15 protein-coding genes, 1 tRNA gene and 1 pseudogene are annotated in these 16,816 nt (G+C 72.7%); 11 read left to right on the top strand and 6 right to left on the bottom strand.

Features of this window, described 5'->3' with window-relative positions; genetic code table 11:
• Nucleotides 1–656 (bottom strand): annotated as a pseudogene (locus tag AB4039_RS32765) (SCO7613 C-terminal domain-containing membrane protein); the annotation flags it as partial.
• 192 nt (nucleotides 657–848) lie between these two features.
• Here AB4039_RS32765 and AB4039_RS32760 point away from each other — a divergent pair.
• Nucleotides 849–1,319, top strand: coding sequence for an SRPBCC family protein (locus tag AB4039_RS32760; RefSeq protein ID WP_266838005.1), 471 nt, complete (start codon nucleotides 849–851; stop codon nucleotides 1,317–1,319).
• 38 nt (nucleotides 1,320–1,357) lie between these two features.
• Nucleotides 1,358–1,429, top strand: a tRNA-Val gene (locus AB4039_RS32755).
• Between the two features lie 53 nt (nucleotides 1,430–1,482).
• Here AB4039_RS32755 and AB4039_RS32750 read toward each other — a convergent pair.
• Nucleotides 1,483–2,208 carry a 3'-5' exonuclease gene (locus AB4039_RS32750; protein ID WP_266838003.1) on the bottom strand — a complete coding sequence of 242 codons (726 nt, stop codon included), beginning with the start codon at nucleotides 2,206–2,208 and terminating at the stop codon, nucleotides 1,483–1,485.
• A gap of 220 nt (nucleotides 2,209–2,428) precedes the next feature.
• Between AB4039_RS32750 and AB4039_RS32745 the strand changes: the two genes are divergently transcribed.
• Nucleotides 2,429–3,016, top strand: coding sequence for a DUF4365 domain-containing protein (locus tag AB4039_RS32745; RefSeq protein WP_266838001.1), 588 nt, complete (start codon nucleotides 2,429–2,431; stop codon nucleotides 3,014–3,016).
• Nucleotides 3,016–4,221, top strand: coding sequence for a hypothetical protein (locus tag AB4039_RS32740; RefSeq protein ID WP_266837999.1), 1,206 nt, complete (start codon nucleotides 3,016–3,018; stop codon nucleotides 4,219–4,221). The genes AB4039_RS32745 and AB4039_RS32740 overlap by 1 nt, the downstream gene beginning before the upstream one ends.
• Before the next feature lie 109 nt (nucleotides 4,222–4,330).
• Here AB4039_RS32740 and AB4039_RS32735 read toward each other — a convergent pair whose 3' ends face one another.
• The gene (locus tag AB4039_RS32735; protein WP_266837997.1) at nucleotides 4,331–4,831 is read right to left on the bottom strand and encodes a GNAT family N-acetyltransferase; all 501 of its coding nucleotides are present in this window, start codon (nucleotides 4,829–4,831) and stop codon (nucleotides 4,331–4,333) included.
• 153 nt (nucleotides 4,832–4,984) lie between these two features.
• Here AB4039_RS32735 and thrS point away from each other — a divergent pair, with 153 nt between their 5' ends.
• Nucleotides 4,985–6,961: a threonine--tRNA ligase gene (gene thrS / locus AB4039_RS32730; RefSeq protein ID WP_266837995.1), complete on the top strand. Its 1,977-nt coding sequence runs from the start codon at nucleotides 4,985–4,987 to the stop codon at nucleotides 6,959–6,961.
• A gap of 82 nt (nucleotides 6,962–7,043) precedes the next feature.
• Complete coding sequence (locus AB4039_RS32725; protein WP_266837993.1) at nucleotides 7,044–7,604, top strand: HIT family protein; 561 nt, start codon at nucleotides 7,044–7,046, stop codon at nucleotides 7,602–7,604.
• Nucleotides 7,605–7,706: 102 nt separating this feature from the next.
• Here AB4039_RS32725 and AB4039_RS32720 read toward each other — a convergent pair whose 3' ends face one another.
• From AB4039_RS32720 to AB4039_RS32710, 3 genes are all read right to left on the bottom strand, one after another.
• A complete protein-coding gene (locus AB4039_RS32720; protein ID WP_266837991.1) occupies nucleotides 7,707–8,108 on the bottom strand; it encodes a J-domain-containing protein in 402 nt (133 codons plus the stop codon).
• A gap of 44 nt (nucleotides 8,109–8,152) precedes the next feature.
• On the bottom strand, nucleotides 8,153–9,832 hold the full coding sequence (locus AB4039_RS32715) for a hypothetical protein (RefSeq protein WP_266837989.1): 1,680 nt from the start codon (nucleotides 9,830–9,832) through the stop codon (nucleotides 8,153–8,155).
• A gap of 170 nt (nucleotides 9,833–10,002) precedes the next feature.
• Nucleotides 10,003–12,207: an elongation factor G-like protein EF-G2 gene (locus AB4039_RS32710; RefSeq protein WP_266837987.1), complete on the bottom strand. Its 2,205-nt coding sequence runs from the start codon at nucleotides 12,205–12,207 to the stop codon at nucleotides 10,003–10,005.
• A 242-nt stretch (nucleotides 12,208–12,449) separates the two neighbouring features.
• Between AB4039_RS32710 and pgsA the strand changes: the two genes are divergently transcribed.
• From pgsA to pdxS, 5 genes are all read left to right on the top strand, one after another.
• Complete coding sequence (gene pgsA / locus AB4039_RS32705) at nucleotides 12,450–13,118, top strand: phosphatidylinositol phosphate synthase (protein WP_266837985.1); 669 nt, start codon at nucleotides 12,450–12,452, stop codon at nucleotides 13,116–13,118.
• Entirely contained in the window at nucleotides 13,118–14,020 is a 903-nt protein-coding gene (locus AB4039_RS32700; RefSeq protein ID WP_266837983.1) for a phosphatidylinositol mannoside acyltransferase, read from the top strand. The genes pgsA and AB4039_RS32700 overlap by 1 nt, the downstream gene beginning before the upstream one ends.
• Nucleotides 14,020–15,183 carry a glycosyltransferase family 4 protein gene (locus AB4039_RS32695; protein WP_266837981.1) on the top strand — a complete coding sequence of 388 codons (1,164 nt, stop codon included), beginning with the start codon at nucleotides 14,020–14,022 and terminating at the stop codon, nucleotides 15,181–15,183. Before AB4039_RS32700 ends, AB4039_RS32695 begins: the two co-directional genes overlap by 1 nt.
• 36 nt (nucleotides 15,184–15,219) lie before the next feature.
• Complete coding sequence (locus AB4039_RS32690) at nucleotides 15,220–15,762, top strand: hypothetical protein (RefSeq protein WP_442272481.1); 543 nt, start codon at nucleotides 15,220–15,222, stop codon at nucleotides 15,760–15,762.
• Nucleotides 15,763–15,898: 136 nt separating this feature from the next.
• On the top strand, nucleotides 15,899–16,816 hold the full coding sequence (pdxS, locus tag AB4039_RS32685; protein WP_266837977.1) for a pyridoxal 5'-phosphate synthase lyase subunit PdxS: 918 nt from the start codon (nucleotides 15,899–15,901) through the stop codon (nucleotides 16,814–16,816).

Raw genomic sequence — 16,816 nt, 5'->3', positions numbered from 1 at the left:
GCCACGTCCAGCGCGGCCGTCACCAGCAGCGCCCAGCCGCCCGCCAGGGGCCCCGCCCCGGTGACGGCCGCCGCCAGCGGCAACGGCAGCTGCGCCGCCGCCACCGCGGCCGGCAGCGGCAGCCGCAGCCCGCGCAGCGCGACCCCGTACCCGGCCCACAGCCCCGCCAGCACGGCCGCCGCCCCCGCCGCGTACGCCCCGCCGTCGGTGCCGGGAAGCCCCACGGCGTGCAGGGCGTAGGCGTCCAGCACGGTCAGCAGCAGCGCGACGCCCGCCACCGACTCGGCCGTCGAGCGCAGCCCGCGCCGCAGCAGCGCGGCGGGCGCGGCGAGCGCCGCCGCCGTCAGCAGGGCCAGCACCGCGGAGCGGCCCCCGATGCCCAGCGAGCCCCAGCTGACCAGGGTGAAGGCGAGCGCGGCCACGGCGAGCAGCACCGCGCCCAGGGTCAGCAGCACGTTCTGCGCGCTCGGGCCGGCCGATGGCGGCCCCCCGTGGGCCACCGGAGGGAAGGCCGGCGCCGGGGCCGGTGCCTGCTGCCACAGCAGACGCACCAGCCACTCCCGACGGGTCAACAGATACAGCCGCCGGGCGTCCAGTCGGGCCAGCTCGCGGTCGATCAGCGCCAGCTCCTCGGCGGGCGGCAGGGGCGTGTCCATAGCCGGAGTGTGGTGCCCGTCACTCCCTCAGGACATGGGGGTGCGTACTCAGATCGGCGCTGAGTACCCCCGGGCACCCCGGGCGCCCCTGGCACCCCGGAAGCCCCCGGCACCCCTGGCACCCCTGGCACCCCGGGCACCAAAACCCGGGACGGCCGGACGCGGACCCCGCCACCGCGTCAGACTGGGGCCATGCCGCGCTGGACGCACTACCGCTTCCGCGACGTGTGGGACCTCGACGCCCCGCCCGCCCTCGTGTTCGCGCGGCTGGAGGACCCCGCGCACTACCCCCGGTGGTGGCCCCAGGTCCGCCGGGTCCGGGCGGTCGACGAGCACACCGGTACCGCCGTGATCCGCTCCGTCCTCCCGTACGCGCTCCACCTCACCCTCACCGGCCTGCTCCGCGATCCCGAGCGGGGCGTCCTGGAGGTGGCCTTGCGCGGGGACCTCGAAGGCTGGGCGCGGTGGACCGTACGCCCGCGCGCCGCCGGTCCCGCGACCACGCGGGCCGTCTACGAGCAGGAGGTCGAGCTGCGGGCGGCCCCGCTGCGGCCGTTCGCGCTCGCCGGGCGTCCGGTCCTGCGGCTCAACCACACCCTGATGATGCGGGCGGGGCGGCGCGGTCTCGCGGCCCTCCTGGACGCCGAGCGGGAAGCGGTTTGAACAGACCCCGAGGCTCTTGTATTGTTCAGTCCGTTCCCGGGCGATTAGCTCAGCGGGAGAGCACTTCGTTCACACCGAAGGGGTCACTGGTTCGATCCCAGTATCGCCCACCGGGACAGGCCGGTCCGTCACTGACGGACCGGCCTTCCGCATGTACGGGCCCCTACGCGGCCTGCGACACCTCCGGACGCAGCGGCCAGTGCGGATCCACCGCCTCCGGGGTGCCCTGCCGGGTGAACCACGCCTGGAGCCCGCGCGCCTGTGCCGCGTGCCACACGGCCTGCAGCGCGTGCAGTTCCGCCGGCGTCAGCCGCTCCAGCCGCCCCGCGAAGCGGCGCCCGACCGCCCGGACCAGCTCCAGCGAGGCCATCGCGTCCGCGGTCGCGTCGTGCGCGCCCTCCAGCTCTATCCCGTAGTGCGCGCACAGGTCCGTCAGCGTCCGCCGGCCCTTGCGGTAGCGGTCCAGGTGCTTGTCCAGCACCCGCGGGTCCAGCACCGTCAGCGGCCGGTCGTCCAGGTACCGGGCCAGTGTCGAGGCCCGGTGCCGGCGCAACTCCCGGTCCAGCAGCGTCAGATCGAACGGCGCGTTCATCACCACCACCGGCCGGCCCGCCACCTGCTGCTCACCGAGCGCACGGGCTATCTCCTCCACCACCGGCGCCGGCCAACGGCCGTGACGCTGGAGGTGCTCGTCGGTCAGGCCGTGCACTTCGGTGGCACCCGGCGGCACCGGGATGCCGGGATTGACCAGCCACCGGGTGGAGCGGACCCGGCCGCCCGCACACTCCTGCACGACGAGCGCGGCGGACACGATCCGGTCCTGCTCGACGTCCACCCCGGTGGTCTCCGTGTCGAATGCGGCCAGCGGTCCCTCGTACCAGCGTGTCATGGCGAACTCCTCGTCCCCGATCGACAGATGGGGCGCCCCCGGGCACAACCGCCACGGAACGTGCCACCTTGCCGAAGCGGTGATACCCGGGCCGTTTGCCCCGTACGCCGTTTGCGGGCACCCGGGTGCGGAGACAACTTCCCTGGGGGGTCGCACGCATGACCGGTCGTCACCCCCGTTCCCGCTCACGGCAGAGCCCGGAAGGCATGGGGGGCCGGCCATGGCGCTCGCACAGCCCGAACCGGGTGGGTTGCTGCACGGACCGGCCGGACCCACCGGACCGCCGACCGGACCGCTGCGCGGCACGCTCGCCACCACCGCCTGCATGGAGACCCTCCAGGTGGGATACCTGCACGCCGTCGCGGCCGCGGCCGGCTGCTCGCTCTCCCAGCCCTTCCCGGACAACGGCATCGACTGGCACGTCAGCCACGGCGCCCCCGAGCACGTCGTCGACGACGAGGTGACCATCAAGGTGCAGCTCAAGGCGACCTACCAGATACCGCCCCGGCCGGCCGGGGCCACCTTCGGCTTCACCCTCGACAACGAGCACCTGGTGAAGCTGGCGCGGACGCCGGTCGCCGTCCACAAGATCCTCGTCGTGATGCTCGTACCGCGGGAGCGGGACCAGTGGATCGGCGCCGGGCACGACCGGCTCGACCTGCGGCACTGCTGCTACTGGACCAACCTCGCCGGGCACCCCGTGACCGGCCGGCGCCGGACCACCGTACGGATCCCGACCACGCGGATCTTCGACGACCGGGCGCTGTGCGAGATCATGACCCGGGTCGGGTCGGGAGGGACACCCTGATGCACTGGCACTCGCCGCACCTCGAACCGCTGCCGCCCCCGGAGCTCTCCCCGGGCACGCCCGATCCCGCCCAGGTCGACCCGCAGGTGCTCGGCGCGCTGCTGCACCGGCACGGATGGCTCAGGCGCGGCGGCGCGGCGGGCCGGTACGGGCGCTGGACCCCGCCCGGCCGTGCCGGGACCAGCCTGCTCGTCCCGGAGAGCCGTACCTTCCCCGACTGCGCGGACCTGCTGGAGGAGGCGCTCACCGCGCTCTCGCGCAGCGGGCTCGCCTCGGCGCGGGAGGTGCTGTTCGGGCTGAGCGTGCCCAGCGACGAGATCCGCTGGGAGCGCGAGATCCCTGTCGGGCCCTACGGCTACCAGGGCGAGGCCGCCTGGACCGTCCAGGAACAGCTGCGCTCGGCGGCCCGCCGGCTGCTGGTGGCCGGCGCCCTCGCCGACCGCGCCCGCGCCGGGTACTACGGCGCCCGCCACCGGGCCCAGGCCGAACGCGTCCTGGACGGGGTGCTGGTCGGGCCCTCGCCGGGCGGGCGCCGGCTCACCGCGTACGTGCCCGTCGACGGGGGCCGGGGCGTGGTTGCCCGGCTGCACCAGGCCCTGCACGCGGCCCGGGAGGCGGTGGACTACCGGCGGGCCACCGGCGGGATGGACGCCTTCGACGCCGCCGTGGCCGCGGGGGTCAGCCGCGAACTCGCCGACGCGCTGATCGCCCTCGTACGGGGTTCCGAAGGGGCCCGGATCGCGCTGGCCTGGGCGCCGGCGGCCGGGGTCCCCGCCGGGTGCGCGGCGCGGCCCGAGCCGGTGGAGTTCTCGCCCGGTGACCTGCCGGTGCTGCGGGAGGCCGCCGCCCGCTACACCCGCGAGGAACCCGCGGTCCCCGTACGGCTCGCGGGGGCGGTGGTCCGGATGCGGCGGGCCGCGGCGGGGGGCGGGGGGACCGTCCGGCTGCGGGTGCTGGCGGGCGCGGAGGTGCCGTACGTGCGGGCCGCGCTCGACGAGGAGGCGTACCGGATCGCGGGCCACGCCCACCTGGTGGGCCTGCCGGTCCGGGTGAGCGGCCGGCTCCAGCGCCGGGGCGGCTTCCGCCGGCTGACGGACGCCACGGACGTGACGCCCGTTCCCCTGGACGAGGTCGAACGGGACCGCCTGATGAAGTCACTGGACGACGGCTTCGAGCCCGAGGACGTCCTGCCGTCGGACGACTGAGGAACGCCCTGGCCGTGGCCGCGTCCTGCTCCGCCGCCGGGGTCGTCGCGCGCGTGTTCCCGCCCGTCGGCCGGCTCCGGACGCTGCCGGCCGCGATCGGCGAACCGTCCTAGGGGGCCGCCGGGGCTGCCGGGGCCGCTCCGTCGACTCGGGTGAAGGAGGCCATGGTCAGTCCCGGGACGGGGGAGAAGTCCGCTCCGCGGACGAAGCCCAGGCGTTCGTACAGGGTCACCGCGGGGGTGTTGTCCGCGCCCGTCGTGACCTCGACGGTCCGGCCCGCGAAGGGCTCCGCCAGGGCGTGCCGCAGCAGCAGCGAGGCGATGCCGCGGCGGAACCACGCCGGGTCCACGCACAGCCGGTCCAGCGCGACGACCCCCTCGGGCGCCGCCTCCCAGGCCAGGAACCCGGCGACCGTGCCGTCCCCGGACACGGCCCCCAGCCAGCGCAGCGGCCGCGCCCGCAGTTCCGCGAGGCTCTCGCCGAGGGCGGGGATGCCGTCGAAGCCGATCAGTTCCGCCTCCACCGCGTAGGCGGCACGGCCGATCCGGTGCACGGCCCCGGCGGTCGCGTCGTCGGTCAGGTCCAGCGGGCGGACGAGCGGGCTCTGCACGGGGTGGACTCCTGCGGTCGGTGGCGGGCGGACGCGGCCCAGGGTAGCCAGCGCCGCGGGCGGGCCGTAACCGTTTGGCGGCGCGGCCTCTCGGCTCGGTACGATTCAGGCGCGCAGTGTTCGCTCGCGCATCCCTTGAGTCAGGAGTGACAGGTGTCAGACGTCCGTGTGATCATCCAACGCGATTCCGAGCGGGACGAGCGCGTGGTGGCCACGGGCACTACGGCGGCCGAGCTCTTCGCCGGCGAGCGCACCATCGTGGCCGCGCGCGTCGCCGGTGAACTGAAGGACCTCGCGTACGAGGTCCGCGACGGGGAGACCGTCGAGCCGGTGGAGATCTCCTCCGCGGACGGCCTCGACATCCTGCGCCACTCGACCGCTCACGTGATGGCGCAGGCCGTGCAGGAGCTGTTCCCCGAGGCCAAGCTGGGCATCGGCCCGCCGGTCCGCGACGGCTTCTACTACGACTTCGACGTCGCCAGGCCCTTCACCCCCGATGACCTCAAGGCCATCGAGAAGAAGATGCAGGAGATCCAGAAGCGCGGCCAGCGCTTCGCCCGCCGCGTGGTCACCGACGAGGCCGCCCGCGAGGAGCTCGCCGACGAGCCGTACAAGCTGGAGCTCATCGGGATCAAGGGTTCGGCGTCGACCGACGACGGCGCGAACGTCGAGGTGGGCGGCGGCGAGCTGACCATCTACGACAACCTCGACGCGAAGACCGGCGAACTGTGCTGGAAGGACCTCTGCCGCGGTCCCCACCTGCCCACCACCCGCAACGTTCCGGCCTTCAAGCTGATGCGCAACGCGGCCGCCTACTGGCGCGGCAGCGAGAAGAACCCGATGCTGCAGCGCATCTACGGCACCGCCTGGCCGTCGAAGGACGAGCTCAAGGCGCACCTCGACTTCCTCGCCGAGGCCGAGAAGCGCGACCACCGGCGCCTGGGCACCGAGCTCGACCTGTTCTCCGTACAGGACGAGATCGGCTCCGGCCTGGCCGTCTTCCACCCGCGCGGCGGCATCATCCGCCGCACCATGGAGGACTACTCGCGCAAGCGGCACGAGGAAGAGGGCTACGAGTTCGTCTACACCCCGCACGCCACCAAGGGCGCGCTCTTCGAGAAGAGCGGCCACCTGGACTGGTACGCGGAGGGCATGTACCCCCCCATGCAGCTCGACGGTGGTACCGACTACTACCTCAAGCCCATGAACTGCCCGATGCACAACCTGATCTTCGACGCGCGCGGCCGCTCCTACCGCGAGCTGCCGCTGCGCCTCTTCGAGTTCGGCACCGTGTACCGGTACGAGAAGTCCGGCGTCGTGCACGGCCTGACCCGTTCGCGCGGCTTCACCCAGGACGACGCGCACATCTACTGCACCAAGGAGCAGATGGCGGAGGAGCTCGACCGCACGCTGACCTTCGTGCTGAACCTGCTCCGCGACTACGGCCTGACCGACTTCTACCTGGAGCTGTCGACCAAGGACCCGGAGAAGTTCGTCGGTTCCGACGAGGTCTGGGAGGAGGCCACCGCGGTCCTCCAGTCGGTCGCCGAGAAGCAGGGCCTCCCGCTGGTCCCGGACCCGGGCGGCGCAGCGTTCTACGGCCCGAAGATCTCGGTCCAGTGCCGTGACGCCATCGGCCGCACCTGGCAGATGTCCACCGTGCAGCTCGACTTCAACCTGCCGGAGCGCTTCAACCTGGAGTACACCGGCCCGGACGGATCGCGCCAGCGTCCGGTCATGATCCACCGTGCGCTGTTCGGCTCGATCGAGCGGTTCTTCGCGGTGCTGCTGGAGCACTACGCGGGCGCCATGCCGCCGTGGCTGGCCCCGGTCCAGGCCGTCGGCATCCCGATCGGCGACGGGCACGTGGAGTACCTCCAGGAGTTCGCCGCCGAGGCGAAGAGGCAGGGTCTGCGGGTCGAGGTGGACGCCTCCTCCGACCGCATGCAGAAGAAGATCCGCAACCACCAGAAGCTCAAGGTCCCGTTCATGATCATCGTCGGTGACGAGGACATGGCCGCGGGCACCGTCTCCTTCCGCTACCGCGACGGTTCGCAGGAGAACGGCATCGCGAAGGACGAGGCCCTGGCCAAGCTGGCGAAGGTCGTCGCCGACCGCGTCCAGGTCTGATCCACGGCCGCACGGCAGCCGGCGGGCCCCCGGAAAGCGATCACTTTCCGGGGGCCTTCCTCGTCCGCAGGGACTAGGTCATATGCTGCGTCCTATGACGATTGAGCCGGAGCAGCAGATCGGTGTGGGTACGCAGGACGCGTTCCAGCGTCTGTGGACGCCCCACCGGATGGCCTACATCCAGGGGGAGAACAAGCCGACCGGCCCGGAGGCCGGGGACGGCTGTCCCTTCTGCGGGATTCCGGAGATGTCCGACCAGGACGGCCTGATCGTGGCGCGGGGCCGGCACGTCTACGCCGTGCTGAACCTCTACCCGTACAACGGCGGCCACCTGATGGTCGTCCCGTACCGGCACGTCGCCGACTACACCGAGCTCGACGGCCCCGAGACCGCCGAACTCGCGGACCTCACCAAGCGGGCCATGGTCGCGCTGCGCAAGGCGTCCGGTGCGCACGGGTTCAACATCGGCATGAACCAGGGCGCGGCCGCCGGCGCGGGCATCGCCGCCCACCTGCACCAGCACATCGTGCCGCGCTGGGGCGGGGACACGAACTTCATGCCGGTGGTCGGTCACACCAAGGTGCTGCCGCAGCTCCTGGCCGACACCCGTCAGATGCTCGCGGACGCCTGGCCCGTCGACTAGTCGACCGGGCCGTTTCCCCGGGAAAACGGAAACGGCCCGGTCGGGCCGGTCCACTTGCGGGTACCGGCCCCCTTCCGGCCCTGGCTGCTGCCGGGGCCGGCCCTAGGCCTCGCGGTCCGCGCGCCAGTCGGCGACCACGGCCTCTACGTCGAACTCGGTGAGGTTCAGGAGAGGTCCCGGCGGCGGCCTGAGCAGGGCCGCGCGGATCTTCTCGTTGACCTCCGCGAGGACGGCCCGTACCCGCCGTTCGGTACGGGCCTCCCGGACCTTCTCCAGGGCGTCCTCGGCCTCCTTGCGCAGGGCGAGCGAGGGGGGCAGCGGGGAGAAGCCCTCGCGGTGCAGCTTCCCCTTGATCCACCAGAGCTCGTCGTAGGGCGCGTCCAGCGAGGCCATCGGCTTGCCCCAGCCCGGCAGCTTCTCGAACTCGCCGCGGTCGGCCGCTTCCCGGATCTGCCGGTCCACGAAGGACTCGAAGCTGACACCGGGCGGCTTGCGCTCGGTCATGGTGGCTCCTCCCCGGGTCGGATCCGTCCTCCTCTTCAGCGTACCTAGGCGTCGTAGACGTCGGCCTTGCGCGGGGCGGGCTCCTGGATCAGGCCGCTCATGATCGAGGAACGGTTCGTGAAGCGGTCCGTGTCGACGCCGTTCTCCTCCAGCACCTTGAACGCCGCGGCGTGCACGGCACGCAGGACCGGGGCCACCGTGCGCAGCGCGTCGTCCGCCATGAAGCGGTGGCGCCACATCGTGCCGGCCCAGACGTGCCGCAGGCCGAAGGGCTCGGGCAGGACCAGCTTGCCGCCGAAGTACTCCAGGAGCGGCGGGTACCAGGTCAGCGGGGCCCGCACGGCCAGCCGTACGACCTCGCTCGCGTCCACCAGCGGCAGCGGGCGCTCCACCGTCTCCCAGAAGCGCACGGACTTGGGGACCTCTATGACCGGGGCCTTGGACTTGGTGGTGAACAGGCCGTGCACCGGGCCGAGGGCGTGGGCGGTGACGTCCACGCGCAGGGTCTTGTAGAGCACGGTCACGGTGACCAGCATGGTGATCACGAGCTGGCCGTCCCAGAGCGGGTACTGGATGCCGAGGTAGTGCCGGTTGCCCGCGCTGAACTGCTGCTCGTTGCAGATCCGGGTGATCTCGTGCGTCTTGACGAGGAAGGTGTCCACGTCCTCGCCGCTCGGCCGGGCGACCTCCGCGGCGCCCTCGCCGACGGGCGTGACGATCCAGTGCTGGATGGAGGCGGCCGGGAAGCCGCCGGTGTGCAGCGGGCCCCGCTCCAGCTTGCGCAGCTGGGCGTCCATCGCGCGTATGACGTCCCAGCTGCGGAAGGGGTGGATCTCCGCGCCCTCGGTCCTCGGGACCAGCTCCTCGGCCATCTGCCAGCTGCCCCAGCGGGTGCCCATGCCGAGGATGCCCTTGGGGCCGGCGTAGAAGACGGAGTTGCTGCGGTCCTCGGCGGTCAGCTTCGCCAGCTGGTGGCGCAGGTCCTCGCGGGCCTTCTCGTCGGGGTTGCCGGGGACCGCGTCCGGGATCTTGGCGGCGACCCCGCCGCCCCCGAGCAGGCCGTCCCAGCGTGAGCGCAGGTCGGCGGCGGTGTTCTCGCAGATCCGGCGGGCCAGGAACCAGCCCAGCGCGGGGGCGGCCAGCGAGCCGAACAGGTACAGCTCCAGCACGCCGCTGCCCGGCGCCCGGTAGACCACCCGGTAGAGCAGCACCGCGGCCACGACGACGACGCCGACCAGCAGGGCGGTCCCGATCCACGTGCTCTTCTTGCCCTCGCCCTTGGCGAGGGTCTTGCGCAGCTGGAAGAGGCCGAGCCACAGCAGCAGCCCCGGCAGGAAGACCACACCGCAGACCAGCATGATCAGGCGCAGTTTGCGGTCGCGTTCCTTGCGGATGCGGGAGGCCGCCAGGCAGTGCTCGACGACGGTCTGCGGGTCGGCGCCGAAGGACTGGATGAGCGGCTTGCGGCCGGGGGAGAGGGTGCGGGCCTCCACGGCCCGGCAGAAGGCCTCGCCGAGGTTGGGCTCGAACAGGGAGATCTTCGGGGGCTTCACCGAAGCCGGGTGGTTCTCGCTGTTGGCCCCGAGTATCGAGGACAGCGCGGTGTCCTTGCCGCCGTCGCGGTACGCGGCGGAGGCGAGCGCGTTGGTCGCGGCGGTCTGGCCGCCGCCCCCCTGGAGCGGAATCTGTGCCCCGGGCCTGAAGTCGAAACCGTCGTCCGCCACCGCTGCCCCCATCGCCGTGCCACTGTGCTCTTTGTCGTGCCGCTGTAGTCGTTGTGCCCGGTCGTTCCGTCCGCCGCGCCGAAAAGCCTATCGGCGGACACCGCCCCTTGGTCATGGGACAGGGAAATGCCGCCCACCGCAAGCGGGTCGGGTGGGCGGCAGGCGTGACGTTATGTCAATTGGTTTCCCTTCTCTGCCTGTTCGCGAACCTTGTCCGCGAGGTGGGGCGGCATCGGCTCGTGGCGGGCGTAGGCGCGGCTGAACCGGCCCGTGCCGTGCGACACGGAGCGCAGCTCCACGGCGTACCGGCCGATCTCGATCTCCGGGATCTCGGCGCGCACCCGGGTGCGGCCGGGCCCGGCCTGCTCGGTGCCGACGACACGGCCCCGGCGGCCCGCGAGGTCGCTCATGACCGCGCCGACGTAGGCGTCGGGGACCTGCACGTCGAGTTCCGCGACCGGTTCCAGGAGGTGGATGGGGGTGTCGGCGGCGGCCTCCCGCAGGGCGAGGGCGCCGGCGGTCTGGAAGGCGGCGTCGGAGGAGTCCACCGAGTGCGCCTTGCCGTCGCGCAGGATGATCCGTACGTCGACCAGCGGATAGCCGGCCGCGAGGCCGCGGGCGGCCTGGGCCCGTACGCCCTTCTCCACGGACGGGATGAACTGGCGGGGCACGGCGCCGCCGACCACCTTGTCGACGAACTCGATGCCGCTGCCCGCCGGGAGGGGTTCGACCTCGATCTCGCAGATGGCGAACTGGCCGTGGCCGCCGGACTGCTTGACGTGCCGGCCGCGGCCGGTGGCCTTCGCGCCGAAGGTCTCGCGCAGGCTGACCTTGTGCGGGACGGGATCGACCTGGACCCCGTAGCGGGTCCGCAGCCGCTCCAGGGCGACGTCCTGGTGGGCCTCGCCCAGCGACCACAGGACCAGCTGGTGGGTGTGCGGGTTCTGCTCCAGCCGCATCGTGGGGTCCTCGGCGACCAGCCGGGCCAGCCCCTGGGAGAGCTTGTCGTCGTCGGCCTTGCTGTGGGCCTCGATCGCGAGGGGGAGCAGGGGGTCCGGCATCGCCCAGGGCTCCATCAGGAGGGGGGCGTCCTTGGCGGAGAGGGTGTCGCCGGTCTCGGCGCGGGTGAGTTTGGCCACGCAGGCGAGGTCGCCCGCGATGCAGGCGCCGAGCGTGCGCTGCTGTTTGCCGAAGGGGGAGGTGAGGGCGCCGACGCGTTCGTCGACGTCGTGGTCCTCGTGTCCGCGGTCTGCCAGCCCGTGGCCGCTGACGTGCACGGTCTCCTCGGGGCGCAGGGTGCCGGAGAAGACGCGGACCAGGGAGACGCGGCCCACGTAGGGGTCGGAGGAGGTCTTGACGACCTCGGCGAGGAGCGGTCCGGCCGGATCGCAGGTGACGGCGGGGCGCGGGGAGCCGTCGGGGGCGGTGACGCTGACGGGGGCGCGTTCCTCGGGGGTGGGGAAGCCGCCGGTGATCAGTTCGAGGAGTTCGACGGTGCCCAGGCCCTGACGGGCGCCGTCGGCGGCCGGGGCGGCCATCAGGACGGGGTGGAAGGTGCCCCGGGCGACGGCCCGCTCCAGGTCGTCGATCAGGGTCTTGACGTCGATGTCCTCGCCGCCGAGGTAGCGGTCCATGAGGCTCTCGTCCTCGCTCTCGGCGATGATCCCCTCGATCAGCCGGGAGCGGGCGCCGTCGATCAGGGCGAGCTCGGCGGCGTCCGGGTCGCGCTCGGCCCGTTCGCCCGAGGAGTAGTCGTACACGCGCCGGGAGAGCAGGCCGATCAGGCCGGTGACCGGGGCGTGGCCGTCGGGTCCGCGGGCTCCGTACAGCGGCAGGTAGAGCGGGACGACGGCGTCGGGGTCCTCCGCTCCGAAGGCCTCCCCGCAGGCGGCGGCCGTCTCGGAGTAATCGGAGCGGGCTGCCTCCACATGGGTGACGACGATGGCGCGGGGCATGCCGACGGCCTGGCATTCCTCCCAGACCATGCGGGTGGCCCCGTCGATCCCGTCGGCGGCCGAGACGACGAAGAGGGCCGCGTCCGCCGCGCGCAGACCGGCCCGCAGTTCCCCGACGAAATCGGCGTATCCGGGGGTGTCCAGGACGTTGATCTTGATGCCGGCCCATTCGACGGGGACCAGGGAGAGCTGGACGGAGCGCTGGCGGCGGTGCTCGATCTCGTCGTAGTCCGAGACCGTGCCCCCGTCCTCGACCCGTCCGGCCCGGTTCACGGCCCCCGCCGTCAGGGCCAGGGCCTCGACGAGGGTGGTCTTGCCCGCACCGCTGTGGCCGACCAGCACGACGTTCCGTACGGAAGAGGGGCGGTCGGCCGTCAGTGCCCTGCCGGCGGCTCCGGCTTGGTGTGATGTGGCTCCCATGCTGCTCGTGCCTCCTGGTGTCGCGGTGAGGAGGGTGATCGGGGTCCTTCGAGCTTTGCACCGGTGTCACACTGCGTCCATACGTCGTACCGGCGGCTGTCCGGAGCGTGACGGTGGCACGGCGGCCGGATTGCGCGGCGCGAACCGGTGGGTGCGCGGCGTGACGGGCCCGGGGCGCTGGCTACGATGGGCCAGCCGGTGGCCGTGGTGGCCGTGCGGCCCAGCGACCCTCCGGGAAGGCCATGCTGAACAAGTACGCGCGTGCATTCTTCACGCGTGTTCTCACGCCGTTCGCCGCGTTTCTCCTCCGTCGGGGGGTGAGCCCGGACGCGGTCACCCTCATCGGCACCGCCGGAGTGGTGGCCGGAGCGCTGGTCTTCTTCCCCCGGGGCGAGTTCTTCTGGGGCACGATCACCATCACCCTCTTCGTGTTCTCCGACCTGGTGGACGGGAACATGGCCCGCCAGGCCGGGGTCTCCAGCCGGTGGGGCGCCTTCCTCGACTCCACCCTCGACCGGGTGGCCGACGCGGCGATCTTCGGCGGCCTCGCGCTCTGGTACGCGGGCGACGGGAACGACAACGCGCTGTGCGCCGTGGCGATCTTCTGTCTGGCCAGCGGCCAGGTGGTCTCGTACACGAAGGCCCGCGGCGAGTCGATCGGGCTGCCGGTCGCCGTCAACGGGCTCATCGAACGCGCCGAGCGACTGGTGATCTCCCTGGTCGCGGCCGGGCTGTCCGGGCTCCAGACCTTCGGTGTCCCCTCCTGGATCGGGGTGCTGCTGCCGATCGCCCTGTGGGTCGTGGCGGCGGGCTCGCTCGTCACCCTGATCCAGCGGGTGGTCACCGTGCGCCGCGAGGCCGCCGAGGCCGACGCCGAAGCCGCGGCCGGGTCCGAGGGGGGTGCCGCCTGATGGGCAAGGCACAGGACAAGCTGGTCGACGGCCTGTACGGGCTCGGCTGGGCCGGCGTCAAGAAGCTCCCCGAACCGGCCGCCGTGGCCCTCGGCCGCAAGATCGCCGACGTGGCCTGGAAGCGGCGCGGCAAGAGCGTGCTGCGGCTGGAGTCGAACCTGGCACGGGTCGTGCCGGACGCGGGCCCCGAGCGGCTGCGCGAGCTCTCGCACGCCGGCATGCGCTCGTACATGCGCTACTGGATGGAATCCTTCCGGCTGCCGACGATGGACCCGCGGCGGTTCAGCACGGACGTCCGCTTCCAGGACGAGGACCTCCTGCGCGAGGCCCTCGCCACCGGGCGCGGGGTGATCGTCGCCCTGCCGCACCTGGCCAACTGGGACCTCGCGGGGGCCTGGGCCATCGGCCACATCGGGGTCCCGTTCACCACGGTCGCCGAGCGGCTCAAGCCCGAGTCGCTCTACGACCGCTTCGTGGCCTACCGCGAGAGCCTGGGCATGGAGGTGCTGCCGCACAGCGGCGGCGCCGCCTTCGGCACCCTGGCCCGGCGGCTGCGCTCCGGCGGCATGGTCTGCCTGGTCGCGGACCGCGACCTGTCGGCCTCGGGGGTCGAAGTGGACTTCTTCGGCGCCAGGACGCGGATGCCGGCGGGCCCGGCCCTGCTGGCCCAGCAGACCGGCGCCGTACTGCTCCCGGCGACCCTGCACTACGGCGACACCCCGGTGATGCACGGCCGGATCCACCCCGAGGTGGAGGTGCCCGGCACGGGGACGCGCACCGAGAAGACCGCGGCCATGACCCAGGCGCTCGCGGACGCCTTCGCCTGGGGCATCGCCGCCCACCCGGAGGACTGGCACATGCTGCAGCGCCTGTGGCTCGACGACCTGGAGGAGCGCCCGTAGTGAAGATCGGCATCGTGTGCCCGTACTCGTGGGACGTGCCGGGCGGCGTCCAGTTCCACATCCGTGACCTGGCGGAGCACCTGATCCGTCTCGGCCACGAGGTGTCGGTCCTGGCGCCGGCCGACGACGAGACCCCGCTGCCCCCCTACGTGGTCTCGGCGGGGCGGGCGGTGCCGGTGCCCTACAACGGGTCGGTCGCCCGGCTGAACTTCGGCTTCCTGTCGGCCGCCCGGGTACGCCGGTGGCTGCACGACGGCGTCTTCGACGTGATCCACATCCACGAGCCCACCTCGCCCTCCCTCGGGCTGCTGTCCTGCTGGGCGGCCCAGGGCCCGATCGTGGCGACCTTCCACACCTCCAACCCCCGCTCGCGGGCGATGATCGCCGCGTACCCGATCCTCCAGCCGGCGCTGGAGAAGATCAGCGCCCGGATCGCGGTGAGCGAGTACGCCCGGCGCACGCTGGTGGAACACCTCGGCGGGGACGCCGTGGTCATCCCCAACGGCGTCGACGTGGACTTCTTCGCCCAGGCCGACCCGAATCCCGACTGGTCCGGGCGGACCCTGGGCTTCATCGGCCGCATCGACGAACCCCGCAAGGGCCTGCCGGTGCTGATGGCCGCCTTCCCGGCCATCGCCGAGCAGTGCCCGGACGTACGGCTGCTCGTCGCGGGCCGGGGCGACGAGGAGGAGGCGGTGGCCTCCCTCCCCGCGGAACTGCGCTCCCGGGTGGAGTTCCTCGGCATGGTCTCCGACGAGGACAAGGCGCGCCTGCTGCGCAGCGTGGACGTCTACGTCGCCCCCAACACCGGCGGCGAGAGCTTCGGGATCATCCTGGTCGAGGCCCTCTCCGCCGGAGCGGCCGTCCTGGCCTCGGACCTCGACGCCTTCGCCCAGGTCCTGGACCAGGGCGCGGCGGGCGAGCTCTTCGCCAACGAGGACGCGGGCTCGCTGGCGACGGCCGCCGTCGCCCTGCTCCGCGACCCGGCCCGGCGCGCGGAGCTCAGCGCCCGCGGCTCGGCCCACGTACGGCGTTTCGACTGGTCGACGGTCGGCGCGGACATCCTGGCCGTCTACGAGACGGTGACCGACGGCGCGGCCGCAGTGGCCGCCGACGAACGCGTCCCCCTCCGCACCCGCCTCGGCTTCTCGCGGGACGGCTGAGCGAACGGCCTCCCGTAGCCGGTAGTGTCGCGGCCCGTGATCGAAAACCTTGTCTGGATCGCGGTGGCGCTCGGCGTCGTCGGGGTCTACCTCAGCTGGACCRCCGGGCGGCTGGACCGGCTGCACACGCGCATGGACGCCGCCCGGGCCGCCCTCGACGCGCAGCTCGTGCGGCGCGCCTCCGTGGTGTTGGAAGTGGCCACCTCCGGCGCGCTGGACCCCGCCTCGTCGCTCGTGCTGTACGAGGCCGCCCACGCGGCCCGGCAGGCCGAGGAGGAGCAGCGGGAGGTCGCCGAGAGCGAGCTCAGCCAGGCGCTGCGGGCGGTGTTCGCGGACGCCGACCAGGTGGAGGTGCTCAAGGCGGCTCCCGGGGGAGAGGCGGCGGCCGAGGACCTGGCCGCGGCCGTGCGCCGGGTCCCGATGGCGCGGCGGTTCCTCAACGACGCCGTACGGGCCGCCCGCGCGCTGCGCCGCCACCGCAAGGTGCGGTGGTTCAGACTGGCGGGACATGCGCCGTTCCCGCTCGCCTTCGAAATGGACGATGAGCCTCCGGTGGACCTGGCGGACCGTCCCGCATAGGTGCGGGCGGGTCCGGCCAGTGCCGCGGGGGACAAGTCGAGGGGCCACCGGCTCCACATTGGCCCTTGCAGTGGACTGGTCCGTGGGGTTTTCTCAGCCCAGTAGTACCCGTCTTCCTTTCGAGTGAGGTCAACCCGTGAGCACGCTTCCCACCTCTTCCCAGTCCGCTGAGTCGGCCATCGGCACCTCCCGCGTCAAGCGCGGCATGGCCGAGCAGCTCAAGGGCGGCGTGATCATGGACGTGGTCAACGCCGAGCAGGCGAAGATCGCCGAGGACGCCGGCGCCGTGGCCGTCATGGCCCTGGAGCGGGTCCCCGCCGACATCCGCAAGGACGGCGGCGTGGCCCGGATGTCGGACCCGAACATGATCGAAGAGATCATCGAGGCCGTCTCCATCCCGGTCATGGCCAAGTCCCGCATCGGCCACTTCGTCGAGGCCCAGGTCCTGCAGTCCCTCGGCGTCGACTACATCGACGAGTCCGAGGTCCTGACCCCGGCCGACGAGGTCAACCACTCCGACAAGTGGGCGTTCACCACCCCCTTCGTCTGTGGCGCCACCAACCTGGGCGAGGCCCTGCGCCGCATCGCCGAGGGCGCGGCCATGATCCGTTCCAAGGGCGAGGCCGGCACCGGCAACGTCGTCGAGGCCGTCCGGCACCTGCGCCAGATCAAGAACGAGATCGCCCGCCTGCGCGGCTACGACAACAACGAGCTGTTCGCCGCCGCCAAGGAGCTGCGCGCCCCGTACGAGCTCGTCAAGGAGGTCGCCGAGCTCGGCAAGCTCCCGGTCGTGCTGTTCTCCGCCGGTGGCGTCGCCACCCCCGCCGACGCCGCGCTGATGCGCCAGCTCGGCGCCGAGGGCGTCTTCGTCGGCTCCGGCATCTTCAAGTCGGGCGACCCGGCCAAGCGCGCCGCCGCCATCGTGAAGGCCACCACCTTCTACGACGACCCGAAGATCATCGCGGACGCCTCCCGCAACCTGGGCGAGGCCATGGTCGGCATCAACTGCGACACCCTCCCCGAGGCCGAGCGCTACGCCAACCGCGGCTGGTAG

The organism is Streptomyces sp. M-16, assembly GCF_052114405.1.
Taxonomy (GTDB): domain Bacteria; phylum Actinomycetota; class Actinomycetes; order Streptomycetales; family Streptomycetaceae; genus Streptomyces.
Note: the sequence above shows the minus strand (reverse complement) of the source record. Positions and strands in the feature narration are given on the sequence as shown.